We start from the raw sequence: 26,519 nt of genomic DNA, 5'->3' as shown, positions 1-26,519 counted from the left end.
TTTAAAGTCTTGCCTTTTTCTATTATCATTATATATCCGAAACAAGATTTTGTCAATATAAAAGCAAAAAACTATTTAATTCCCAAAGCGTCTTTGGCAAGCCTGTCGGCGACATCGTTGTACTTGTCGCCGGAGTGACCTTTTACCTTGTTAAATGAAACTTTTACCGATTTTTTTATTTCGTCATAAAATTGCTTGTAAGAAATTGTGCCGGATTTGTTGGTTTTCCAAACACCCGTACACCATTTTTCGACACCTTCGTAATCGTAATAAATGTCTATTTCTTCTATATGATTGTCAATGCAAAACTGCATTGCGAGTTTTGCACCCTCAATTTCACCCGCAACATTTCTCATTGAGGCGTTTTCGGGATTTGAAAATTTTCGGCTGAATGTCGTTTCTTTCCCCTCATAAAAAATAATAACTCCGCACGCATATTCTTTTGTGGAGATGTTGTAGCTTCCGTCAACATATGCAACGGCGGTGCTTTTTCTTTCTTTCGGTTCATCGAATAAACTGATTTGTTCGTTTTCGCCTAAAAAAGCTTTTGCGTCCTCAAGCTTTGTGAAACTTTTATATTCCGCACCCGAAAAACCGGAAACCTCCTTTTTACATTCGTCCCAAGTGTTAAAAATTCCTGTATGATAGCCGTTTCTGACGGCATAATATTTAGCCATATGTGTAGTCCTTTCAGTTTGTTTACACTATTATATTAAGAAAAAATAATGATTTCAATAAATTTTTTAAAATTTTTTCAAAAAAAGCGGAACTTTTTCGGAAAACATACGTCTAATCTATTGTAAAACATAAAAGCATTGGTTGACATAATCAATTTGACCAAAAAGTCCGTGAATTGGACATAGATTTTGTGCTAATTATAAAATTTTGTGAAAAAGATCGGGTTGGCAGAAAAAAGTAGTTGACAACAGCTTTATGAAAGAGTAAAATATTCAGTAGCAGTTTTCGAATAATAGGGTAGAAGCGTTAGTTGAAAATTGTTACCGTAATATGAGTCACAAAAAGGCAAAGCAGGTTGTAGCCGAGATGTGACAAGAATTACAGTTTTTTTACAACTGTAATACGTCATTGACTTATACACAGTTTGCGTGGTATAATCAATGTGTAATGTAGTTTTGTAATGCAAAGAAGGGTGCATACAAAACATCTAAGGAAACCCTTCACAAACAAAGAATCAAAAAGGGAGGATTTGAGACTATGAATAAGAATCTCAAAAAGGTAATTTCATCAGTTGCTGCTCTTACTATGGTAGCATCTTCAGTTGCCGCTTTCGCAGTTGATTTCCCTGACGTAGAATCTACAGCAAGCTACGCACAGGCTGTTCAAGAACTTTCAGCTCTTGACGTAATCAGCGGTTACGATGACGGCACATTCGGTCCGGATAAGCTTGTAACAAGAGCTGAAATCACAAAGATGATCGTTGACGCTCTTGCAGAACGTTCATCAGCAGAGGCATCAACAGAATCAACAAAGTTCGCTGATGTTTCAGCAGATCACTGGGCTAAAGGCTACATCAACCAAGGTGTTGCTGACGGTTTCATCGCAGGTATGAGCGATACAGAATTTGATCCTGACGCTAACGTTACATATGTACAGGCTCAAAAGATGCTTGTAAGTGCTATCGGTTACGAAACATTTGCACAAGGTCAAGGCGGATGGCCAACAGGCTACAAGACATACGCTGCATCACTTGATATCACAAAGGGTATCTCAGGTATCAAAGACAGCACAGAACTTACAAGAGCTCAGGTTGCTCAAATGATCGACAACGCTATGGACGCTCCTCTTTGCGTAATTGCAGGCTGGAAGCCAGAGTGGAACGGTACACAGACACCTAATCTTGAAGTAAGAGACGGTAAAGAAGGCAGAGCATACGAAACTCTATTCACAGAAAAGCATGACGCATACAAAGTATACGGTCGTGTAGTAGAAACAAGCAAGACTAGCCCAGGAATGGATTCAGATAAGGTATCATTCAGAGTTGAAAAGGCTGATAACTTTGACGGTAACGAAGTTAAGTCTGCAAATGTATCAGATACTGATGCTGGCGAAGATATGTACATCGGCGATTCAAAGGCTGATAACTACCTAAAGACATACGCTCAGGCACTTATCCAGAAGAATGACGATGATGAATACACAATTCTTTCAATCGCTGCTGCTGCTGCAAACAAGAGCGTAACAGTTGCTTCAGAAGATTTTGATGAAAACAAGTCAACAGACGAAGCTCTTTACTTCTTCCCGGCAGGTACAACAAAGGGTTCAACAAAGTATCAACTTGATACAACAGGCGGCGTTACAATCTATGTAAACGGTGTTAAACAAGATGGTATGTCAATTGAAGACCTAAGAAAAATGTTAGATGAAAACGAAACAGCATCTGTAACACTTCAAAAGGAAACAGAAGTTGGTTCAACAAGCACATCAGCTAAGTATAACACAATTATGGTATCTTCATATGTAACAGCTATTGTTGATGAAGTTGTCGACAAGACAAACGAAACATCAGTAAACTTCGATACATATTCAACAGGTATCGGTGCTAAGATGACAGTAAACAAGGATGATGATAACTTCACATATTCATTCAAACTTGACGGTAAAGATATCGAAGCTACAGATCTTCAACAAAACGACGTACTTAACATTGCATACGATACAACAGGTTCATTCAGAGATTCAAGCTTCTATGATGTAATCGTTACAAGAAACGTTGTTGACGGCGTTAAGTGCACAAGCATTAACGATTCAAAGGGTGAATACACAATCGGCGGTACAAAGTATAAGGCTGCTGAAGGTATGGGTATCGACGTTGAAACATCAACAGAATACAGCCTATACCTTGATCACTTCGGCAGAATCGCTAAGGCTGACGAAAACTCAGTATCAAAGAACTACGGCGTATTGAAGAACATCTACAAGAAGGCCGGCGGCGACTACATGGCTCAAATCATTACTAAGAAAGGTACTGAAGAAGAGTACAAAGTAGATAGCGATAAGGTTAATGAATATGCAACATACTTGAAGTATGCTACATTCTATTCAGATGCTAAAAAGGAAAATAAGATAGATACAACAACAAAAGATTGGCAATCAAAGGTAGTAGCTTTTGATGGACCTGAATATAGCACATCACAACCTAAGTCAGTTGCTTATCCGGAACAGGTTGTTGAATATTCAGTAAGCTCATCTTCAAATAAGATTACAATTAAGAGTGTTTACGTTGATCCAACATCAGCGGTTGATACAGAATATAAAGAATCAGGCAACAAGATTGGTTCAGTTAAGATGGCTGACTCAACAGTAATCCTTGACCTATCAGAAGTTGATACAAAGGATTCATATTCAGTTGTTTCATCTCTAAACGATGGTAGCCCATACACAGCTTATGGTTATGATAAGTCTAAGTCAGACAACACATACAGATTCGTAATCATTACAAAGGGTACATCAAGCGTATTCAATTCAGAAACACAGCTTGCTATCTTCAACGGTAGTGAAGTAGTCGACGATGACGGCGATAAGACAGCTTACAACTTGGTTGTAAACGGTGAAGAAAAGCAATTTATACTTGATGATGACGTTGTAATCACAGGTAACGCTGGTGAAACAGTTGCAGAAGACGCATTTGACGAAGGTGACGTGCTTGTTTACGCTACTAACTCAGAAGGCTACATCTCAAGAATCTACTCAGTATTCGCTGGTCAGAATGTTCTAAACGGTTCATCATTTGAAAAATTCAGAACTAACGCATTCAAGAATCAATCATCAGTTCTTGCAAATACAAAGTTCGCTGATCTTCTATCAGATGATGACAACGATGTAAACGTTGTATTCGGTCCTGTTGTTGATAAGAGCGGTAGCAATATCACAATCGGTACAGTTACAACAAATGCTGACGGTAAGTATGTAGTAAACTATGACAAAGGTCTTGAAGTAAACTACAGCAAAGCTAAGATTTACACATATGACTTCGCAGCAGGCTCAAAGAAATCAAGAGTTCTTCTTGACGAAGGTATTGCATCAACACCTGACGTTAAGGCTGCTAAGACAACAGTAGGTGGTCAAGATATTCTTAACCTTGAACACGAAGATGTTATCGACGATGTAGTATTCGCAGTAGTTAGAACTACAGATAAGGACGAAGCTCAAGAAATCTACCTAATCGTTAATAACGACTAATTCTTAAATAAGAATTTTAGAAGAAGCGGTTTATGCCGCTTCTTTTTTTGTGCTCAAATCTTGCATATAACATTAATGAATGATATAATAAAACTATTATATAAAACAATAAGAGGTAAATTATGATTCCTGTTGAAAAAAATAAAGAGTACGTTGCTTGTATAGATTCTGTTTCTTCGGACGGTAACGGAGTTGCGCATATAGACGGATTTGCGGTTTTTGTACCGCAAACGGTGGACGGCGATAAAATTAAAATGCTTGTTGTCAAAGTGCAGAAAAATTTTGCATACGGTAAGGCGTTGGAAATTATAGAACCGTCGGATAAACGTTGTGAGCCTATGTGCCAACATTATAAAAGGTGCGGCGGTTGCCAAATTCGTCATATAAAGTATGATGCACAGCTCGATATAAAACGTGATATTGTTGAGAATGCGATGCAGAGAATAGGCAAGTTTGAGAATTTTAAGATTGACGGAATTGTCGGTATGGATGTGCCGGAACGGTATAGAAATAAAATGGTTTTTCCTGTCGGAAACGTGTATGGTAAAAATGTTTGCGGTTTCTACGCAATGCGAAGTCATGACATTATTCCGCTTGATGATTGCAGCCTTGGTGATGAAATTAATAAGGAAATAAATGATGCGGTAATTGATTATATGAATGAAAATAATGTCAGTGCATATGATGAAAGGTCGCATAAAGGCATTGTCAGGCGTGTTTTTACACGTAAATCATTTTCTGCAAATGAGATTATGGTTGTCGTTTCCGTTAATGCAAAAAGTTTGCCGAAACGTGAAAAATTGATTTCAAAATTGAGAAAGGTTTCGGATAGAATTGTAAGCATCGTGCTTAATATTAACACTAAGAGAAATAATCTTGTGCTTACGGAGGAAAATGTAATTCTTTGGGGTAAGGATAGGATTTCAGATACACTTTGTGGAGTGAAATTTGATATTTCGCCTCAAAGCTTTTTTCAAATCAATCCGGTACAGACCGAAAAACTGTATAGTAAAGCTTTGGAGTATGCGGATATTGATGAAAATACAAGCGTGATGGATATTTATTGCGGTATCGGTACAATTTCGCTGTGTGCCGCTAAAAACGCAAAAAGCGTTGTAGGTGTAGAAATTGTTGAACGTGCAATCGAAGACGCAAAAGAAAATGCAGTGAAAAACGGTATTGAGAACGCAATTTTTTACGCAGACAGCGCAGAAAATATCGTGCCGAAATTGATAGAAAAAGGCGAACGGCCGGACGTGGTTATTCTCGATCCGCCGCGTAAGGGCAGTGATGAATCAACACTCACAGCAATAATTAAAGCACAACCCAAACGTGTAGTGTACGTTTCCTGTAACCCCGCCACCCTCGCCAGAGATGCACGTTTTCTTAACGATAACGGCTATACCATAACCGCCACCACCGCCTTCGACCTGTTCCCGCATACAAGTCATGTGGAAACGGTAGTTTTGATGTCAAGAAAAGATAAATAAAGACTGAAAAGTGGCGTATTTCCGGGCTTTTTTCGGGGAGTAGCAATTTCCCATGAAAGTTCGATTTATTATTATGGAAATATATCTACTGCAAAAATAGTCATAGGGTTTAGGCTGTGAATTAGATGTCATAGGTTGTGGCACTGGGATAGATGTTATTAGGGTGCAAACTCAATTTGAGTGAGTGATTTAGATGTTGTCCAATCCGACAACTCGACTGTTGGCTGTATGGTAGGCAGTGGATTAGATGTTATGGAAGGAGTAGTTAGCGTGGGTCAAATATTTGATTTTAGTGGAATTGAGAAAAGCGAAAAGACAATAAGAAAAACCTGGTCAGAATTTCGAGACGCTTTAGCAAAAGGTATATTTACTTATAATGAAGTTGAAAAAGCAAAACGTTGTACTTTTTTGAAGGTCTATGATGATTTGTTCCATCAACATTCAGGGATTGAGCATAAAACGATAAAAATAAAAGACTTGGAAGGACTGTTAGTTGGTAGGGGTACTATCCTAGATGAAAAAGAAGAACCAGATTATGAGCGTTTTATCCCTAAAAAGGAGTTCATCAAAAAAGATAATAGATTCAGTCCTCCGAAAGTTGAATGGCTTTATTTAGCTCTTGGAAATGAATCTGATATCCACAAATGTTCTCAGGCTGAATGTAGAGCAGAAAAAGGAAATAGATTTGGATTTTGTCATTTTTCTTTTAATGACAGTTCTTTAGAATTAAATCTGGTGGATTTGACAATAGCAGATGATATTTCATGCGAAGAACTGAATTCTAAATTAGAGGAATATGGTCAAAAGCAACTAAAAAATGGAATAAAAGCTGCTATGGCTCTTGGCTATATTCCCAAATATAACGTTAACGTAGATGAGTTCAAAAAGCTTTTTACAAAATGGGGAGTTTATACACATACCAAGTTGCTTTCAGAGCAGATATTTGAACCTTTAAATGATACAGATGATAAAACTCTAATGTATGCTCCTTTTCAGTCAATGGCTCAGTATTATATTTCGCTTGGTTACTCCGGAATCATATATGGAAGTACTGTATCGAGTGTAGGAAGAAATATTGTGTTGTTTGATAAAAATGTGGCACATCCGATTGGTACGATAGAAGATTATACAGTATTATAATTGCAAGAATTAGAACAGACTCCGTATCACCGGATTGAGTTCCAGTGGGGAGGAGACTTTGTTATTTATGCTTATCTTTCAATATCGATCTTAAGTCCGGATTTCAACTCAATGGTGCAATGGTCGTCCCAGATGGTGATTTGTTTTAGTGCCAAATTGTCAAAGTGAAGTTGGGGTTTTGATGGTAACGAGAAATACCCTAAGCTCACTTTGACAAAAAGAGTGTGATATATAGATATTTCTGAATTTTTGTTGCCTTTGGTGAAAAATAGAGCATTTTCATCAGTGATTGGTCAAGTTTGGGGACAGATATGATACAATATGAACGGTTACTGTCTGCGGAAAGCAGGAAAATAAGAATCGTTTAACATTAGCTGAAAGGATAGTTATTGAATGTGGAATTTACCAAAAGTTAAAACTAAGCCAAATCGCAAAGAAAATCGGAAAAACGCCGGGGAGTGTTTCGAGAGAAATACGTCTCAACAGGACGGTTGCTTTGGGAGAACATCCGTGCGGAAAAGACTGCTGCTTTGCGGGAGAATGCAAAATAAAAAGTTTGTGTGGGATAAAGGAATGTTCCAAACGTTGTGTAGCTTGTTGTGAATACGATTGCAGAGAGCTTTGTTCAAGATACAACAATACCCAATGCTCAATTCTCTCAAAAACTCCATATGTTTGTAATACCTGTGTTCGCCGAAGAAAGTGCAAAGCAGATCGAGCATACTATATCGCACAGCAAGCCAATGCAATGGCAAAACGCAGATATTCAGATTCCAGAAGCAAAATATAAACAAGAGGTAAAAAACTCGAAAAACTTGATAAATTGGTTTCACCACTGATTTTGAAAGGACAACCGCTGACACATATATGCTCAGAGCATGGTGAAGAACTTGGTATTTCACAGAGACCTCTTTATCATTACATTGCTCAAGGTGTTTTAAATGTGAAAAACATTGACCTCAGGCGAAGGGTTGCCTACAAGCCGAGACGAAAGAAAAAAAGAAGTATCCGAAGGCTTTTTGAATCATGAATTTATTCGCTATGTGCTACCGAAAGGCAAGACATTAAATCTATATACGCAAGAGGATATTACCGTATTGATGAATAACATAAACAGTATTCGCCAGGAATCGTTATGCAATAAATCGCCCTATGAAGTAACTGCCGACAAAAGCATACTTCGGTTAATGGAATTGATGAGGCTGCACCTTATACCGGCAGATGAGATCCGCTTAACATCGGATCTACTAAAAAGATAACGTAAAACAATAGCAGATGGTGACCGTAACAAATTCTTTACCAAGGCAGGTTGCGTTCACTTTGACAAAATGAGATTTCAATCTGTCTGTTTTGCTATGCAAGAACAGCAGTGAAATATATTAAAATCCGGTTTTCGGAGAGATATATACTCTGTAAAGCCGTTATTTTACTCTTATTTGGTTTTGTGAAGAATACAGTATATATTTACCCTTATTTCACTTTGTCATTTAAGCAAGTAGGGTTAGTGTAAATAGCCCGTGTCAATGAATGTGATATTTTACATCGAGTCAAAGAACGGAGGCGATTGGTTATGACTGCCAGTAGCAGAAGAAAAAATATGTTTAATGAGGCTACTCGTGTGCAAATGCCAGCCCTCGTACATCTAACTAAGCTAGGATACACATACTTTGGAAAGATTTCAGAGGAAATGGCTGAAACGGTGTATGAGCCTGATACAAACATCTTAATCGAGGTGTTTAAAAAGCAATTTGAAAAACTCAATCCTGAGCGTGCTGGGGAGGCACTGCAGGTATTAAGAGAAATTAGACAAGAACTGGATAACGATGACCTTGGAAGAAGTTTTTATTCACGTCTTACAAGTGTTTCTCCTGTACGACTGATAGACTATGATAATCCATCTAACAATGTTTATCACTGTACAGCCGAATTCACATGTAAAAATGGGCAAGACGAATTTAGACCAGACATTACACTTTTTGTGAATGGATTACCGCTTGTTTTTGTTGAAGTGAAAAAGCCGAATAATCATGGTGGAATGGTTGCTGAAAGTAGACGAATGAACAAGCAGCGTTTTCCAAACAAGAAATTTAGAAGATTTATTAATATTACACAGTTAATGTTGTTTTCTAATAATATGGAATACGATGCAATGGGAGGCATTGTACCTATTCAAGGTGCATTCTATTGTACTGCAGCCAAGACAGATGCTCCATTTAACTGTTTTAGAGAAGAAAACCCATCAGGAGCTTCAATTGCTCCATATAATAAGGATTATCCATATAAAGAAGTTTCACCAGACGAAGAAAGACAGATATTATCTGACTTTAACTGTCAGGTTATTCATCATGCGCCGGAGTATCAAACAAACCTAAATGTAAATTCTCCGACTAACCGCGTATTAACATCGATGTGCAGCCCCGAAAGGCTTTTGTTTATTCTTAAGTATGGAATTGCATATGTAAAGATTGAAAAAGAAGTTGATGGGAAAATCGAGTTTACTGACCAGAAGCACATTATGCGATATCAGCAGATGTTTGCTGCTATAGCAGTAAGAAAGAAGCTTGACGAAGGTAAGAAATCCGGTGTGATTTGGCATACACAAGGAAGTGGAAAAACAGCACTTTCTTATTATATGACATATGTATTGACGGATTATTTTGCAAAAAAGAACAAGGTTGCAAAATTTTATTTTATTGTTGACCGCTTGGACTTATTAGAACAAGCTTCACAGGAATTTGAAGCTCGTGGATTAGAAGTTAAAACTGCTAACTCAAGAAGCGAGCTTATGGAACAGTTCCGCAATAATCAGGCGATGGAAGGAAACAGCGGCAAGCCAGAGATTACAGTGGTAAATATTCAGAGATTTGAAGAAGATAAACAGAAGGTTCGTTTAGAGGCATATGCAACAAACCTTCAAAGAATATTTATTATTGATGAGGCACACCGCGGTTACAATCCGACTGGTAGCTTCTTGGCAAATCTATTCGACGCAGATGAAAATTCAATAAAGATTGCATTGACTGGTACGCCATTATTGAAGGAAGAGAGAGCTTCGTGGAAAATTTTCGGTGAATATTTTCATACGTACTATTATGATAAGTCTATTCAGGATGGCTATACTTTGAAAATTATCCGTGAAGACATCGAGACTTCATATAAAGAGAAGTTATCCCAGATTTATGAAAAGCTTGAAACACTTGTTGAGAAAAAAGATATAAAAAAGAGTCAGATTATTGAACATGATAGTTATGTAAAAGAGCTCTTGAGATACATAATTACTGACCTAAAACAGTTCAGAATTGTTAAAGGAGATAATACACTTGGTGGCATGGTCATCTGTGAAACGAGTGAACAAGCAAGAAAACTATATGCTTATTTTGATGAAATCCAGAATGAGTTAAATAAGAATTCTTCCAATACATATTATCTCAAGGCAGGTCTTATTCTTCATGATAGTGACGACAAAGAAACTAGAAAACAGATAATAAAAGACTTCAAGAAAAACATGACTGTAGATATCTTGATTGTGTTTAATATGTTGCTTACAGGTTTTGACGCTCCAAGATTAAAGAGATTATATTTTGGAAGAAAGCTAAGAGACCATAATTTGTTGCAGGCTATTACAAGAGTTAATAGACCATATAAAGAAAACAGATATGGATATATTATAGATTTTGCGGATATTAAATCTAATTTTGAACAGACAAATGAAGCCTATATGCGAGAGTTGAATCGATTTAATGACCCAGATGAAACCGGTGTAGGAAATGAAACAGATACTTTCCAACAAGTAATCGAAGACCCCGAAGTACTTGTTCAACAGATGAGAGAGGTTCGCCAAGTTCTGTTCAATTATACAACTGACAACTTAGAGGAATTTAGTTCTGAAATATCAACGATTGAAGATAAGTCAGAGTTGCTGAAACTGAGAAAGATTTTAATTGAAGCAAGAGACTGTTGTAATGTTGTACGAACCTTTGGTGATGATGAATTAAAGGATACATTTGCTCATCTTGAAATCAGTAAACTTCCAGAGATGATTTCGGAAATCCAGCATCACATTGATAACATCAATCAAAAAGAAGCATTCGCTGAGGATGATGCAACAAAGCAGCTGGTTAATGAAGCGATGGAGGATATTACTTTCAATTTCAGTAAAATCGGTGAAGAAGAAATGAAGTTAATTGCCGGTGGTGTCGAGTTACAGGAAAAATGGCAGAAAACAATTCACGCATTTACAAGGAACATCGACCAAGATGACCCTGAATTCATTACGCTTAGAGAAGCATTTATGCAGCGATTCAAAGAACATGGTTTTGTAATTAGCAGTATTGATGAATTTACGGAGCATTCAAAAGCGCTCGATGAAGTATTGAAAAAGTTGGAAGAACTTCAAAAGAAAAATACTGTTCTTATGAAGAAATATCGTGGTGATGCTAAGTTCGCACGTGTACATAAACGTATTCGTGAGGAGAACCAGCAGAGAGTCGATAGTGGAAAGAAGCCACTTGTATCAACCTATGACGAAACAATTATGAGTGTGTTAATGTCGATAAAGAATGATATTGACCAAAAAGTTTACGACAGAAACGACATCTTGAAAAAAGATGCTTATTTTGAACAGACTGTAATGTCACAGATAAAACTTGGTATGGATAAAGTTGGAGTATCTGGTGCAAGAGAGGACAGGGTTTTTATTCAGAGCAGAATTGCTCGTCAATACCTTGACCAATACAATGCAACATATCCAGCAGCATAAATAAAAAATGGAGAAAGACCAATGAATATAAAAATAAAAGAAAAAACGGTGGCATTGATTGATGCCTTAAAAGCGACATGCCAAACTTATGGTATGGGCAATGATGGAAATGAGTACAAAATTATCACTCAAGTTTTCTTGTACAAGTTTCTGAATGACAAATTTGGATATGAAGTTAAGAAGATTGATCCAAAGCTTGCAGCGGCAAAAAAATGGGATGTTGAGTATATGAATTTGTCTGAAGATGACAGACTTGATATGTTTGATGAAATGTCCCCGGATATACCTCGTTTAAAACCAGAACATTTAATCTCGTTTCTTTGGAATCAACAGGCAAAAGGCGATTTTGATATTATCTTTGATAATACAATGATTGATATTGCTGACTTGAACAGTGCAATTTTCTCTACACAGACTACACAGAATACAAAGATTCCTCTTTTCGAGAAACTGACTCAGTATGTTACTGATGAGGCTCAGAGAGCTCCATTTGCAAGGGCACTTGTAGACAAGTTAGTTAACTTCTCTTTCGAAGAAGCTTTTTGCGAGCACTATGATTTTTTTGCAGCTATATTTGAGTATCTGATTAAGGACTACAATACTGCGGGTGGTGGTAAATATGCTGAGTATTACACACCACATGCAATTGCGACTATTATGGCAAGATTACTTGTTGGCGACAACGCAGACCTTCACAGCATTGAGTGTTACGACCCATCAGCTGGTACTGGTACTTTGCTAATGGCTCTCGGTCATCAGATTGGAGAAGATAGATGCACAATATTTTCTCAGGATATTTCACAGCGAAGCAATAAAATGCTTAAGCTAAATCTTATCTTGAACGGCTTGGTATCATCTCTTGACCATGCAGTTCAGGGAGATACATTGACGTCTCCTTATCATAAATCAGACGATGGGCAGCAGCTTAGACAGTTTGATTTTGTAGTATCAAATCCACCATTCAAAATGGATTTTTCTGATACAAGAGAAAAAATTGCAGCCATGCCAGCACGCTTCTGGGCTGGAGTTCCTTCAATTCCTAAGAAAAAGAAAGAGAAGATGGCTATCTATACTTGCTTCATTCAGCACGTTGTGAATTCATTGAAAAAGAATGGTAAGGGTGCAATTGTTGTTCCTACAGGATTTTTGACAGCTAAGAGTAGTGTTGAAGGAAAGGTTTTGAAAAAATTAGTAGATGACCATATCGTTTATGGAGCAATTAGTATGCCATCAAACGTATTCGCTAACACCGGCACGAACGTATCTGTCCTTTTCTTTGATAACTCTAGAACTGCAGAAAAGGTTGTACTTATAGACGCTTCCAAAATGGGTGAAGAGTACAAGGACGGAAATAACCAGAAATGGCGTCTTCGTGATTTTGAGATTGACCAGATTGTTGAAACTTTCTTAAACAAGGAATCAATAGAAGATTTTTCTGTTGCGGTAACTTATGATGAAATTATTGCAAAGAAGTATTCTCTTTCTGCCGGACAGTATTTCGATGTGAAAATAGAATATGTTGAGCTTTCACAGGAAGAATTTATAGAAAAAATGCAGGGTTATCAGACAAAGCTTCAGGAGTATTTTGATGAGGGTAGCAAACTTCAGGAAGAAATTATGGAACAGTTAAAGAAGGTGAAGTATGAATAAGATCAAACTTGGGGATGTACTTGAAGTAAAACGTGGAATGTCTCTTCCAGGAGAATACTATGCTACAGAGGGTGATTATATAAGATTAACCCTTGGAAATTTTAATTATCCGTCTTGTGGATGGAAAAAGAATGTATTAAAGGATAATTTATTTTTTACTGGCAATGTTAGAGATGAATATATTCTAAAAAAAGGAGATATTATTACTCCTTTAACAGAACAGGTCAGAGGGTTACTAGGAAATACAGCAACTATACCTGAAGATGCTTTGTATATTCAAAGTGGAGATATAGGATTAATTATACCTGATGAAACTAAATTAGATAAGAGATTTTCTTATTATTTAGTTTCATCCAGTGTTGTAAAAAAACAGCTTGATGCAAGGTCCCAGCAAACAAAAATACGTCACACATCTCCAGAAGCAATTAAAGATTGTGTAGCATTTATACCAATAATTAAAGAGCAAAAGAAAATTTCTTATTTATTGGATTGCATAAATAAGAAAATCGAAAATAACAATGCGATAAATGATAATTTAACGGCTTAGTCTTGTATTACTGCTTGCCCATTCATAAGCATAGGTAAAAGCCAATTGCGTAAATTCTCTAGCTGAAGATTCTCGTCATTTGTTAACAAAATCGATTCTCTAATTTTCCTTATTTGTAGTTGGAAAGCGGATAAAGTATCTTCATCTGGAATTACTACGTTAAGCATGCTTAAGTTACTTTCATTCAATGAGGCACGGGTTGAAGCCATACACGAATTATGCAAATAGGAGTATACTCCGTCACTTTCTAAGAATGAGCGAATGTATTCTTGAAAATTAGGACGGTTTACATTAATTTTTCCTAAAGCAACATTGAATGCTCCCTCAATACCGTAACGCACAGCGCCAGCATCACCGTATTTATCCATTAAAATATCAAATCTATCTACGGTGCTTAGATTCTTGGTATATGGAATATAGGTCTGATGGTTATCTGAATCATAATCTCTATTTTGAATAAAGCGAATATAGCCATCTTTAGGTTCATAAATAAATTCACTTTTAGGAGGTTGACTATTGCTTTCCCAAGATACAATGTCCAGCAATTTAGTCACTTTCCAATACACAGGAATGTCTCGATGTATAATCGGACTCCAAACCATTGTCCCTCCTGATGACTTATAGGGATTGCTATTTTTATCAGGGAAGTCAAATTGAGTAAACCAATAATTATAGAGCAATCTAATTTGTTGCTGTAAATTATCATTTAGCATATAGCTCTTAGCAGTGGCAAGAGCTTAAAACAAAAGAACTGCCGCTGGTAGTCGTTCTCTTGAAATAAATCAAAGGAGAAAAGACTATGAAACAAAGATTAATCAGTGATATTGAATCACAAATGCAGAAAGTGTTGGATAACAGCCAACTAGAAGAATTACATCGTGTGCTTATGTATTGTATGCACGATGTTACTATTGCAAATGAAGTTTCGATTGACGAAATTGAAATTGACTATGTAGAGATGTTTCTGGCAGCTAAGAAGATTGAGGGCCGTTCAGAAAAGTCTCTGAAGTATTATCAATCTACCATTGAAAAGATGATAGAAAAAATCGGAAAGACAGTAAAGCACATCACAACGGATGATTTGCGTGGGTATCTATCAGAGTACCAGAGAGAGAATGATTCTAGTAAAGTGACGATAGATAATATTAGACGTATCTTGTCAAGTTTTTATGGTTGGCTTGAAGATGAGGATTATATACTTAAAAGCCCAGTTAGACGAATTCATAAGGTCAAAACCGGAAAGTCAATCAAAGAAACGTATACTGACGAACAGCTGGAATTAATGAGAGATAGCTGTGAAGAATCAAGAGATTTAGCGATGATTGATTTATTAGCATCTACAGGAATGCGTGTTGGAGAAATGGTACTATTAAACAGAGAGGATATCAATTTTGAGGAAAGAGAATGTGTTGTTTTTGGTAAGGGCGATAAAGAACGTATAGTGTACTTTGATGCAAGAACAAAAATGCATTTGCAGAATTATCTCAAAACACGAACTGATGATAATAAAGCACTCTTTGTATCCCTATCTGTTCCACATAAGCGGCTTAAAATTGGTGGTGTCGAGGTTCGATTGCGAAAAATAGGTAAAGCTTTAGGCATAGAGAAAGTGCATCCACATAAGTTTCGACGTACTTTGGCAACAATGGCTATAGATAAAGGGATGCCTATAGAGCAGCTGCAGCAATTATTGGGGCATCAAAGAATAGATACGACCTTGCAATATGCAATGGTTAAGCAGAGCAATGTTAAGATTGCTCATAGGAGATATATAGGATAGTGAGGTGCTAAGATGTATTCAAAAACAAAACTTGAAAGAGTTCTTGAATTGCATAGAGGGTATGATCTGCCAGAGCGTGAACGAAAAGAAGGAAATGTTCCTATCATCAGTTCATCTGGTTATTCAGGGCTACATAACGATTGCAAATGCGATGGAGAGAATGTTATTACTGGTCGATACGGAACTATAGGCGAAGTTTTTTATCATGAGGGAAAATGCTGGCCGTTGAACACGGCTTTGTATGTAAGTGATTTCAAAGAAAATAATCCAAAATATGTTTATTATCTATTGAAATACATTTTGAAGATGTCAATTGACGGAAAGGATAAAAGTACTGTTCCCGGAGTAGATAGAAACGTTCTTCATCAGATGGAAATTCCTTTCTGTCAAGACATAAAGGAACAAAAAGAACTAATAAGAATACTTGAAAAACTTGATGAAAGGATAGACTTAAACAGAAAGATAAATGATAATTTACAGCAACAGTTATGCCTTATTTATGAGAATATGATGTGCAAGGCTCAATACGGGAATATTGAGGGCACTTTCACAGTAGCATCAAAACTTACTGATGTTGTTACAGGTAAAGAAGATGCAAACTTCGCATCACCAAACGGAAAATACAAATTCTTTACTTGCTCCAATGACACATTGAACTGTGATGAATATGTCTTTGATAGTTCTGCAATATTGATAGCTGGTAACGGAGATTTTAATGTCAAGCATTATTCCGGTAAATTTAATGCATATCAAAGAACTTATGTGTTAATCCCTGACCATCAATATTATGGACTACTGTATTTTGCAAGCTTGTATCAAATTAACTCGTTTAAGTCTGCATCCTCTGGTTCTATTGTAAAATTCATCACCAAAGGAGATATAGAAAATATTCCTGTTTTTATTCCTAATGATGAACATATTTTAAATGAACTAAATCGATTGCTTGCACTGCAAGAAAAAAACCAGGCCGAAAATGAGGAACTATCATCTTTAAGAGATTGGTTGTTGCCAATGCTAATGAACGGACAGGCTTCAATCTCTGACTAAGCTACTAAATTATCATTTAGCATTGTAAAAAAAGGAGGCAATGAACTATATGCCAACAACAATAGAAGTTAACAAACAAAGCGTAGAGGCGCTTTTAGGAAGTGGTAAATCGAAGCCGTTTGTTATTCCAGAATACCAGCGCCCTTATGCGTGGACAGATGAACAGGTGGAAACACTCTTTGAAGATTTATGGGAATTTACAGCTACGAGTGGCGGGACAGAGCGAGAAGGTTCATATTTTCTTGGAAGTATTGTTTCTTATGAGAACGAAGATGGTGAACAGGAAATAATTGATGGTCAGCAACGTATTACATCATTGTTTTTGCTATTGCGTGCTATTTATACAAAGTTGGTTGCAACATCAGCATCAGAGAGAACGGCAGAGGCTAATAACTTTATCGGAAAAATTGAGCCAGCCATTTGGAGAACGAATAAACTAACAGGTACTGTGGATTACAAAAATATTCTCTTGACATCATGTGTTGTAAATAATGATGGGAACGAAATACTTCGCTCAATTCTTGAAACAGGATGTGCTGATGAGAAAGCAAAAGACAACTACTCAAAGAACTATCGTTACTTCCAAGAGTTGTTCGATAAGCATTCTACAGAGAACCCTTTGATGGTATATCAGTTTATTTATGCATTACTGAATCAGGCTATTTTGCTTCCGATTACAGCAGATACACAAGATACGGCTTTAACAATCTTCTCAACATTGAATGATAGAGGTCTGCCTTTGTCGGATGCAGATATTTTTAAAGCAAAGATTTATAACCAGCTTGAGCAGGAAGATAAAAAAGCTTTTATCGAGAGATGGAAGGATTTAGACGAGCAGGCTACAGACGCAAACGAAAGTATTCAGCAGCTGTTCTACTACAATATGTTTTATTATCGTGCTTTGGAGCAGGATACTAAGACGACTACTCCCGGCGTAAGAAAGTATTATGCTGCCAATAAATTTGAGCGGTTATATAAGCCGGAACTGATAGATACACTATTTGTGATTTTGAACTTATGGAAAGTTGTTAATAAGGGTGAGGAAATAGAGAATGAGGCTTGGTCGAAGAATGCGAAAATCAAGCAAACACTCGATATTTTGAGTTCATATCCAAATGAGTTCTGGAAATATCCGGTAGTAATTTATTATATATGTTATCGAAATAAAGAAAATTTCGAAGTGCGATTTGCGTTATTCTTGAATAAGCTTCTTGTTGAATTGATGACAAAGTATCTTATGATTCCAACCATCAATGCTGTAAAGCCAGATATCTTGAAATTGAATTCAGCAATCGTTGCTTCAGATGTACCAACATTTGAATTTAAGAATATTGATTTAGCTCAGTTGGAAGCTTATATTCAGAATCCTAACCGTAATGCGGTGCGTATGCTTTTGAAGACATTGGCGTATGAACAGCAAGATGAGCTCCTGCCTGGAAAATGGGAAATTGAGCATATTTTCCCTCAGAAGTGGCAGACAAACTATTTTCCAGATGAGTCAGACGCAACTGTAAAGGAAAAGATTGAGCATATAGGCAATAAGCTACCGTTTGAAAAGAAGCTTAATATCGTGGCTGGCAACGGGTATTTCGGTAAGAAGAAAAAGGAATATGAAGCATCAAAAATTACAATTACCAAAGCAATGGGTACTTCTGATGTTGCCGATTGGAATATGGATTCTATAATGAAACGCGATATCCGTATTTCTGATGAAATCATAAAAACATTGAATAGATGGAACAATGAGTATTTGAACATACCAGTTAAAGAAAGCGAAGCTGAGGCACCTTCTGAGGAAGATTTAGCTCGAATTGAAGAATTCAAGAAAAAAGGCTGGATATAAGGAGGAAATCCTATTTGAAAAAGAAAAAAGACGAAATAAACATCCGTTCCAGCGCAGCAGAATACTTAACCTATGTTGCCTCTATGGGGAATCAGCGGGACAGCATTGAGATGCGCTATGAGGATGAGAATATACGGTTGACATAGAAGATGATGGCCACATTATATGACGTAGATGTTCGTACAATCAATGAGCATATTAAGAAGATTTATTCTGACTCAGAGCTTGAGGAAGATTCAACTATCCGGAATTTCCGGATAGTTCAAACCGAAGGTTTACATCAGGTGACTCGTGAAATAAAGCATTATAATCTTCAAATGATTATTGCGGTTGGATTCAAAGTAAATAATGAGCGAGCAGTGCAGTTTCGTAAGTGGGCCAATGGTATTGTTAAGGACTACACCATCAAAGGCTGGGTCATGGATGATGAACGCTTGAAGAATGGCGGGTCTGTGATTACAGTAGAATATTTCGACCGTTTGCTTGAACAGATAGAATAAACGTTGATGTTAAGGGGTTATTCAGGTGCTGTCGTTGAACGGTAGATATAACCTGAAATAAGCTTATTTATTATAAAATAAATTGGAGGAAAGCAAATTGAATACTGAAAATGAAAAGTTAATGATATTGGAACTTGGCATTACAGAAGATGGATATGAATTTGCTTCTGATATAAAAACAGCATTGAATATTGCTGAAGCTGATTTGGATGATATTACAATACGGCTTGAAGAGAGTGTTGAGTCCTTAAAAAAGCTTACTCCGGAATGTGATAAGACAGATTATGTATTAGCAGCCTGTAGCGGAGCGATATGCGGATTGTTTGACATTTTTCTGGTTGGTAAACCCGGAGAGTCACCGGTAGGTAATATTACAGATAAGTGGTTTGAAAACAGAACAATGGATTTTGCAAAGATGTGTGGCTGGAATGATAAAAAGAATAACACTCTTGCATCTGCGATAAAGCATTTAGAAAAAAAGAAGTTTAAGATTCCTTATGACCAAAGGGGTGCAGGTGATGCAGCCGGTTGTATATTTGACCTTAATCCTAAGAATCATCATTTTAAATCGCTTGGGCATAATCCTACCTTATTAGGTCTATTTTTCTCAGTGTTAGATCAATTTTGTAATACTTCTCATTTTGTTTCAAACGGTGAGTTAATTTCTTTGCAAGAAGCAGACGGAACATTTGAATTGAAGGGAAATGATATACCGAGTAAGTTGTTTTGCGGATTTACTAATTGGTTTGGCCATCTTATTTCAGATGTATCAGGGGCTTCGGGAAGTAAAGGGAGAGGCATGGGTATACCGTCTCCGATATGGAGCTGGACAAATGACATAATTGCCATTAAGAGAAAATTGAATATCCCTGTTGGAGAATTAGATAAATCAATTAATGAGTTGGCTCTTGAGATATATAAACAAGGGTATGATGCAAGATTTCAAACTGCTCAAGCAATTCCGGTATTTATAAACGAACTTTTGGTTAGAATTATTTATTCTGTAAGACGTTTGTTAAAATACTTTACTTCAACAAAAAGTGAGGATAGATCCTTTTCAACTTTATGGAAGGTATGCGAGCCATTTTCAAACGCAACAGTAAAAAGAATGCTTACTGTAGCCCATGGAACTTTCTGCCTGATTGATACCGGAGATGCAGTAGTACGTGGATTTATTTCCGGCGGAAGTTCGTTTAATGTTGCTGAATTTGCAATGAGATTTAATATTGTCGGAGTTGGAAGATTCGCAATTTCATTATATGGCGAAGCGAACAGAGGAATAAAACGTCACTCTCTTGAAACAAATATAGTAGTAATACGTCGGCAAAAGGTGATAGTTGAGGATTATATTGATGGCTTGAATTATCTGGCGGAAATATATGATGATAAAGAACTATTATTATTTACACAAGAATTTAAAGAGAGCGATATGTATGTACAAGCTTTTGAAAAGTCTGTTTTATTAGCTCAAAAGAGAAATGTTTCAAGTGATGTCTTATTAAAGGACAAATCAGATATTGATTCTTATTTTATGGGGGAACGAATAAATGAAAGGTAAAAAGAAATCCAAATTAGAGTTGGTTCAAGAAAAAGCGCAAGCTGCAATAAACAAAACAAATGATTCTATAGAAGAACTTGGTAAACACACAAGCTGCTTGTATGATTCATTAACTTCTATTCAAGATTTATTTGATAAAATCAGAAATGTACCAACTGATAAAAAATCGCAGTATGAAGAATTAAAGAAGATAAGGTTGAATTGGAAACAGCAGGCTGAGAAAATTGAAAAAGATTATCAAGCCGCTGCAGTGAAAAATGCGGGAGCAGGAGCAGCAGGAGCGGGTCTGGGAGTTGCTGTGGTTACTATGGGACCGACTGTTGCAATGGGTGTAGCCACAACTTTTGGAGTGGCGTCTACAGGAACTGCAATCTCAGCATTAAGCGGAGCGGCTGCTACAAATGCAGCATTAGCCTGGCTTGGCGGAGGAGCTCTTGCTGTTGGCGGAGGCGGAATGGCTGCGGGAGAAGCTTTTCTTGCACTTGCCGGTCCGGTCGGTTGGGCTATTGCAGGAGTATCTCTTGTTGTTAGCGGATTATTTTTCTGGAAAAGCTCCAGTGACAAAAAGCGTCTTGAAAGCATTTTTACAGCTATAAGTGAGCGAGATATAAAATCCTATGAATTAGCTATTGTTGAATTGAAGGAACGTATATCTCGTATTATTGACGAAAATGCTAAGTTAAGTGCGGCAATAACAAATATAGCTACATTCGGTTTGGATTACAGAAAAATGACAGAAGCACAACAATATGAGCTTGGGGCTTATGTCAATTTGATGAATGCTTCAACACAGCTGTTAATAAATCCGATAATAGGTCTTACACCAAAATTCTCTACGGAGGATTTTAAGGGATTTGTTGCATGGAAGGATAGAAAAACAAATGACAGTATCTGCAGAGAGAACAAGGACTTTATAATTTCACTGGCCAATCTTTTATACAAGATTGAACTGAATGATAGAGATAAAAAACTCTTGTGGAAATCTCTGCGAAAGAACAAGAAGATGCTAAAATCTATGGATATATCCAAGAAAGAGTTTGATATGGATTTGATGAACGGCATTCTTGACGCACTGAGATATAGATATACAAAAACACTACGAGTTTGAGTGTTATACATAGTTAGACGGGTAAAATGTATGATTTCCTTATCGTTAAAAGGTTAGTGGACAAGTTTCACCGTACATACAGGAGTATATGACGTACTTTATATCGTGTTGTGCCATGTGGAAACGGTTTGTTTAATGAAAAATAAATATTAAACCAAAGGAGAAAAAAACAAATGAAAAGCACGGAATTGTTAAATACAAAAGTAATTCATAAGATGTTAGGCGAGGGGATTATAACAGAAGCAGGAGATAATTATGTGACTGTAAAATTTGCCTCCAAAGTATCAAGATTTATTTTTCCTATAGCTTTTGAAAAGTTTATTACGGCAGAAAACTCAGATATACAAGAGATGATTATTGAAGAAATTAACAGAGCCAGAAATGAAGAACATAAAAAACAGGCAGAAAAGGAAATGGTTCGTCAGCAAGAAAGAACGCGCATTAATGCCGAAAAGAAAGCAAGTGCTAATAAAAAATCAGTTGCCAGACCAAAACGTATAAGCGGAAAACGTATGATTTTCTTTGTTTTTCAAGGAAATACATTTGATAAGGAGTTCAATGGTGGGTACATATGGGCACCAATTTCAAATAAAGCGGGAAATAAATTTCATCACTGGAAAAAACTACTTGATGTAAGAGCGGGTGACATCATTTTGCACGGATGTGACGGATATATAAAAGCAATAAGTGTTGCAAAAACATCGTGCTTCGATTGTGTCCAGCCAGAAGAACTGGTAGTTGAAGATTTATGGGATAGAGAAGGGCGTAAGGTAGAATGTGATTATGTAAAAATTGAAAATCCTATAAAAACATCAGACTTTAAAGATGATATTATTAGGTTTTGTCAGGTTAAATATTCACCGTTTGATAAAGACGGGAATGGAAATATGGGATATTTGTTTGATATAAACCGAGAACTTGCAAAAATATTTATCAGAGCAACTGTCAATAAAAATAATTATCTTAACTCAATAGATTATATAAATGATTTTCTGAATGAGGAATAGTATTATGAAAACAATAGAAGTAGCAGCGGCAGTTATTGTTGATTCTTTTGAAAATACAACTGAGGTGTTTGCAACAGAAAGAGGATATGGTGAGTTCAAAGGACAATGGGAATTCCCCGGGGGAAAAATTGAAGTCGGTGAAACGCCACAGCAGGCATTAATAAGAGAAATTCAAGAAGAACTTACAGTAAAAATTAAAGTGGGTAAGTTGATTGATACCATTGAGTATGATTATCCTAAATTTCATTTGAATATGAAATGCTTTTTATGCGTAATAGTAGATGGAGATATTATTTTGAAAGAGGCGGAAGACTCTAAATGGTTGAATAAAGATGAATTATATGGTGTAAATTGGCTACCGGCTGACATAACATTGATTGATAAAATTGCAGATTTTATGAATAATTGATATTAATACAAAACTCCCAATGCAATGCATTGGGAGTTTATTTTTAATCTCTGTTGTCAAGAGGGACATATTCTTTATGAGCTGCGATACTTTTATATGCGGGACGAATGATTTTACCCGGATTGACAAGTTCTTCAATTCTGTGAGCCGACCAACCGGCGATTCTTGCGATTGCGAACATAGGTGTATACAATTCCATCGGCAAGTCAAGCATACTGTAAACGAAGCCCGAATAAAAGTCCACGTTTGCACTGACGCCTTTATACATTTTGCGTTCGCTTGCGATAACCTGCGGAGCAAGTCGTTCAACCCTTGAATACAAATTAAATTCGTCTTCTCTGCCTTTTTCTTTTGAAAGGCTCTCAACGAATGATTTAAAAACATTCGCTCTCGGATCGGAAAGTGAATAAACCGCGTGACCCATACCGTAAATAAGTCCGGATTTATCGAACGCTTTTTTATTAAGCAAATCAGAAAGATATTGCTCAATCTCTTTATCGTCATTCCAGTTTTTAATATTCTTTTTCATATCCTCAAACATTTGCGTAACCTTAATATTAGCACCGCCGTGCTTAGGACCTTTCAGCGCACCCAAAGACGCGGCAACAGTTGAATAGGTATCCGTACCGCTTGAAGTGACTACGTGAGTAGTGAATGTTGAGTTGTTACCGCCACCGTGTTCGGCGTGAAGTATCAACGCAATATCAAGAATTCTCGCCTCAAGCTCCGTATATTGACTGTCGTTACGCAACATATGAAGTATATTTTCCGCAGTCGAAAGCTCCGGTTTAGGTGCATGAACGATAAAACTGTCGTTTTCATGATAATACTTAAATGCCTGATAGCCGTAAACCGACAACAACGGAAATTGTGCGATTAACTGCAAACACTGTCTTAAAACGTTCGGAAGTGACACATCGTCGGCTTTATCATCATAAGCATACAACGTAAGCACACCTCTTGAAAGTGCGTTCATCATATCCTTACTCGGTGCTTGCATGATAATATCACGCACAAATGAAGGGGGAATAGTTCGCATATGTGAAAGTGTCTTTGTGAAAATATCAAGCTCATTTTTATTTGGAAGTTCGCCGAAAAGAAGTAAATATGTAACTTCTTCAAAGCCAAACCTTTTGTCGCGGATAAAACCTTTAATAAGGTCCTCGACATCATAGCCGTGATAATAAAGTTTACCGTCACAAGGTTTTGATGATCCGTCAGAGAGTGTATCATAGGCATGAATTTCGCCTATTTCGGTAAGTCCGGCAAGAACACCTTTACCGTTAATGTCTCTCAACCCCCTTTTAACGTCATATTTGGTATATAACTCAGGATTAATGCTTTTATTCTTTTTACAAATTTCAAGCATTTTCATCATTTCGGGAGTAACTTCGATAGGTACAATTTTCTCTCGCATATATATTCCTCCGTTTATTTTAAATTTAGTATATGAAAAAAATTCGCTCCATATAACTTTATTAATATTATACCAGATATTTGAATATAAAACAACAAAAATTATGTAAACTTATTGTGAATTGTTGATAGGCGTGATATAATAGTAAAAAAAGATGAAAGGATAGATTTTTATGGTATATGTAATGCTTGCGGACGGTTTCGAGGAAGTTGAGGCAATCGAACCTATAGATATTTTGAAAAGAGGCGGTGTTGATGTTACAACAGTAGGTGTAAAGAGCAAGACGGTAACCGGCGCACACGGTATTGAGGTGACAGCCGATATTGAGATTAACGGGGTTGAGCCTGAAAAGATGGAACTTTTAATGTTGCCGGGCGGTATCGGTCACGAAATTCTTGACGCGTCAAACGACGTACACGGACTTTTGAATTATGCGGTTGCAAACCGTATTTATGTATCGGCAATTTGTGCCGCACCGTCAATTTTGGGTAAGAAAATGTTACTTGAGGATAAAAAAGCGACTTGTTTCCCGGGTTACGAAAAGTATCTTTACGGTGCAGACGTAAAGTCGGATAAAGTTGTTGTTGACGGTAAGTTTATAACCGGCAAGGGCGCAGGCGCGGCGGCTGATTTCGGGTTTGCCATGCTGGCTATTCTAAAGGACAAGGAAACTGCCGACAGAGTAAAGGAGACAATGCAGTATTGATTAAGGACGAGATAAGGGAAGATATGCGTGCCAAACGTCGTGCATTATCTAAGGACGAGGTTAAAATTAGAAGTGATGAAATTCGTCAAAGGCTGTTTGGGGTTGAGCGTGTGAAACAAGCCAAAACAATATGTACGTTCATATCTGCGTTTAAAGAACCTGATACCGTTGAAATAATCAAAGAACTTTGGGAACAGGGCAAAAAAGTTGTTGTGCCGATAACCGATATTGAGAGCGGTACGTTGTCACTTTCGTATATAAACAGTATGGATGATATGGAAAAGGGTGCATATGGCATTTTAGAGCCGAAAACGGTACGAACGGCTGACGAAAATAATATTGACGTTATTCTTGTACCGGGACTTGCATTTGACCGTAACGGCGGAAGAATGGGATTTGGAAAAGGGTATTACGACAGACTGCTTGAAAGCAGCAATGCAGTGAAAATAGGGCTTTGCTATGATTTTCAGATACTTGAAAAAATACCTACGGAAAGTCACGATGTACCGATGAATTTTGTGATAACGGAAAAAGAAATTTTAGAAATCAGGTGAAAGTTATGTTGTTTGATTCTCACGCACATTATAATGATGAGAGGTTTAAAGATGATGTCGATGAAGTGCTGTCGGCGATGAATGAAAATAATGTCGGACTTATTTTAAATTCGTGTTCGTCACTTGACGAAGTGTCGGATATATTTGCGATATGTGAAAAATATCCGTTCGTCTATGCGTCGATCGGAATACATCCGCACGAGGTTTCCGAACTTACCGAGGCGGATATGGATAAGCTGAAGGAATATGCAAAAAATCCGAAAGTTAAAGCGATAGGTGAAATAGGACTTGACTATTTTTATGATTTTTCACCGCGTGATATTCAGCAAAAGTGGTTTGCAAGACAAGTGGACGTTGCACGAGAGCTTAAAATGCCGGTTGTTATACACGACAGAGAAGCGCATAAGGATTGTATGGATATTTTGCGTGAACATAAGGTGAGCGAAGTCGGAGGAGTATTCCATTGCTATGCGGGAAGTGTTGAAATGGCAAAGGAAATACTTGATTGGGGAATGTATATCGCGTTCGGCGGTTCACTTACGTTTAAAAAGTCGGTAAGACCTGTTGAAGTGGCGAAGTATGTACCGCTTGACAGAATTGTTATTGAAACCGATTCGCCGTACCTTACACCGGAACCGCACAGAGGAAAGCGAAACAGTTCGCTTTATATCCACTATGTTGCCGAAAAACTTGCGGCGGTAAAGGGTATTTCTGTTGAAGAAATCGAAAACGCAACATATGAAAATGCAAAAAAATGCTTTGGAATAAAATAATATAAAAGACAGATTACAAAAAGTAATCTGT

General features: G+C 37.0%; 19 protein-coding genes and 2 pseudogenes. 18 read left to right on the top strand and 3 right to left on the bottom strand.

Translation table 11 applies throughout. The features are described from left to right. Positions 1–71: 71 nt before the first annotated feature. The gene (locus ACSAMO_RS07700) at positions 72–677 is read right to left on the bottom strand and encodes a ribonuclease H1 domain-containing protein (protein ID WP_147514011.1); all 606 of its coding nucleotides are present in this window, start codon (positions 675–677) and stop codon (positions 72–74) included. A 538-nt stretch (positions 678–1,215) separates the two neighbouring features. Here ACSAMO_RS07700 and ACSAMO_RS07695 point away from each other — a divergent pair. From ACSAMO_RS07695 to ACSAMO_RS07665, 7 genes and pseudogenes are all read left to right on the top strand, one after another. Continuing rightward, a complete protein-coding gene (locus tag ACSAMO_RS07695) occupies positions 1,216–4,200 on the top strand; it encodes an S-layer homology domain-containing protein (protein ID WP_499209048.1) in 2,985 nt (994 codons plus the stop codon). A gap of 122 nt (positions 4,201–4,322) precedes the next feature. Further along, positions 4,323–5,690, top strand: a complete 1,368-nt coding sequence (rlmD, locus tag ACSAMO_RS07690; protein WP_499209047.1) for a 23S rRNA (uracil(1939)-C(5))-methyltransferase RlmD — start codon at positions 4,323–4,325, stop codon at positions 5,688–5,690. A gap of 180 nt (positions 5,691–5,870) precedes the next feature. Next, a complete protein-coding gene (locus ACSAMO_RS07685; RefSeq protein ID WP_499209046.1) occupies positions 5,871–6,830 on the top strand; it encodes an RES family NAD+ phosphorylase in 960 nt (319 codons plus the stop codon). Between the two features lie 373 nt (positions 6,831–7,203). Beyond that, positions 7,204–7,620 (top strand): annotated as a pseudogene (locus ACSAMO_RS07680) (IS30 family transposase); the annotation flags it as partial. A gap of 780 nt (positions 7,621–8,400) precedes the next feature. Beyond that, positions 8,401–11,589, top strand: a complete 3,189-nt coding sequence (locus ACSAMO_RS07675) for a type I restriction endonuclease subunit R (RefSeq protein WP_499209045.1) — start codon at positions 8,401–8,403, stop codon at positions 11,587–11,589. A gap of 21 nt (positions 11,590–11,610) precedes the next feature. Continuing rightward, positions 11,611–13,239, top strand: coding sequence for an HsdM family class I SAM-dependent methyltransferase (locus ACSAMO_RS07670; RefSeq protein ID WP_482489381.1), 1,629 nt, complete (start codon positions 11,611–11,613; stop codon positions 13,237–13,239). Then, positions 13,232–13,786 carry a restriction endonuclease subunit S gene (locus ACSAMO_RS07665; RefSeq protein ID WP_482489383.1) on the top strand — a complete coding sequence of 185 codons (555 nt, stop codon included), beginning with the start codon at positions 13,232–13,234 and terminating at the stop codon, positions 13,784–13,786. Before ACSAMO_RS07670 ends, ACSAMO_RS07665 begins: the two co-directional genes overlap by 8 nt. Here ACSAMO_RS07665 and ACSAMO_RS07660 read toward each other — a convergent pair. Next, positions 13,783–14,499 carry a restriction endonuclease subunit S gene (locus ACSAMO_RS07660; RefSeq protein WP_499209044.1) on the bottom strand — a complete coding sequence of 239 codons (717 nt, stop codon included), beginning with the start codon at positions 14,497–14,499 and terminating at the stop codon, positions 13,783–13,785. The two genes, ACSAMO_RS07665 and ACSAMO_RS07660, sit on opposite strands and share 4 nt — an antisense overlap. Positions 14,500–14,585: 86 nt before the next feature. On the opposite strand from ACSAMO_RS07660, the gene xerA reads away from it, so the two are divergent. The 8 genes and pseudogenes from xerA to mutT all read left to right on the top strand — a co-directional run bounded on the left by xerA (position 14,586) and on the right by mutT (position 23,038). After that, positions 14,586–15,566, top strand: a complete 981-nt coding sequence (gene xerA / locus ACSAMO_RS07655; protein WP_482489386.1) for a site-specific tyrosine recombinase/integron integrase — start codon at positions 14,586–14,588, stop codon at positions 15,564–15,566. Positions 15,567–15,578: 12 nt separating this feature from the next. Beyond that, positions 15,579–16,613 (top strand): restriction endonuclease subunit S, encoded by a 1,035-nt coding sequence (locus ACSAMO_RS07650; RefSeq protein ID WP_482489388.1) that lies wholly within the window; start codon positions 15,579–15,581, stop codon positions 16,611–16,613. Positions 16,614–16,662: 49 nt separating this feature from the next. Next, on the top strand, positions 16,663–18,456 hold the full coding sequence (locus tag ACSAMO_RS07645) for a DUF262 domain-containing protein (RefSeq protein WP_499209043.1): 1,794 nt from the start codon (positions 16,663–16,665) through the stop codon (positions 18,454–18,456). Positions 18,457–18,470: 14 nt separating this feature from the next. Then, positions 18,471–18,950: pseudogene (locus tag ACSAMO_RS07640) on the top strand (virulence RhuM family protein); the annotation flags it as partial. 103 nt (positions 18,951–19,053) lie between these two features. Beyond that, the gene (locus ACSAMO_RS07635; protein ID WP_022229660.1) at positions 19,054–20,514 is read left to right on the top strand and encodes a hypothetical protein; all 1,461 of its coding nucleotides are present in this window, start codon (positions 19,054–19,056) and stop codon (positions 20,512–20,514) included. Beyond that, the gene (locus tag ACSAMO_RS07630; RefSeq protein ID WP_022229661.1) at positions 20,504–21,622 is read left to right on the top strand and encodes a hypothetical protein; all 1,119 of its coding nucleotides are present in this window, start codon (positions 20,504–20,506) and stop codon (positions 21,620–21,622) included. The genes ACSAMO_RS07635 and ACSAMO_RS07630 overlap by 11 nt, the downstream gene beginning before the upstream one ends. 173 nt (positions 21,623–21,795) lie before the next feature. Further along, positions 21,796–22,629: a hypothetical protein gene (locus ACSAMO_RS07625; RefSeq protein ID WP_022229662.1), complete on the top strand. Its 834-nt coding sequence runs from the start codon at positions 21,796–21,798 to the stop codon at positions 22,627–22,629. 4 nt (positions 22,630–22,633) lie between these two features. Beyond that, entirely contained in the window at positions 22,634–23,038 is a 405-nt protein-coding gene (gene mutT, locus ACSAMO_RS07620; RefSeq protein ID WP_022229663.1) for an 8-oxo-dGTP diphosphatase MutT, read from the top strand. Between the two features lie 43 nt (positions 23,039–23,081). Here mutT and ACSAMO_RS07615 read toward each other — a convergent pair whose 3' ends face one another. Next, a complete protein-coding gene (locus ACSAMO_RS07615) occupies positions 23,082–24,455 on the bottom strand; it encodes a citrate/2-methylcitrate synthase (RefSeq protein WP_022229664.1) in 1,374 nt (457 codons plus the stop codon). 172 nt (positions 24,456–24,627) lie between these two features. On the opposite strand from ACSAMO_RS07615, the gene ACSAMO_RS07610 reads away from it, so the two are divergent. From ACSAMO_RS07610 to ACSAMO_RS07600, 3 genes are read left to right on the top strand one after another with little or no spacing between them, the layout of a single operon-like run. Beyond that, positions 24,628–25,161, top strand: a complete 534-nt coding sequence (locus ACSAMO_RS07610) for a DJ-1 family glyoxalase III (RefSeq protein ID WP_022229665.1) — start codon at positions 24,628–24,630, stop codon at positions 25,159–25,161. Further along, positions 25,158–25,715: a 5-formyltetrahydrofolate cyclo-ligase gene (locus ACSAMO_RS07605; protein ID WP_022229666.1), complete on the top strand. Its 558-nt coding sequence runs from the start codon at positions 25,158–25,160 to the stop codon at positions 25,713–25,715. The genes ACSAMO_RS07610 and ACSAMO_RS07605 overlap by 4 nt, the downstream gene beginning before the upstream one ends. Positions 25,716–25,720: 5 nt before the next feature. Next, positions 25,721–26,488 (top strand): TatD family hydrolase, encoded by a 768-nt coding sequence (locus ACSAMO_RS07600; protein ID WP_499209042.1) that lies wholly within the window; start codon positions 25,721–25,723, stop codon positions 26,486–26,488. Positions 26,489–26,519: the final 31 nt, after the last annotated feature.

This window comes from Ructibacterium sp. SJQ-7, assembly GCF_054696575.1.
This window is presented reverse-complemented; position numbering and strand designations above follow the sequence as displayed.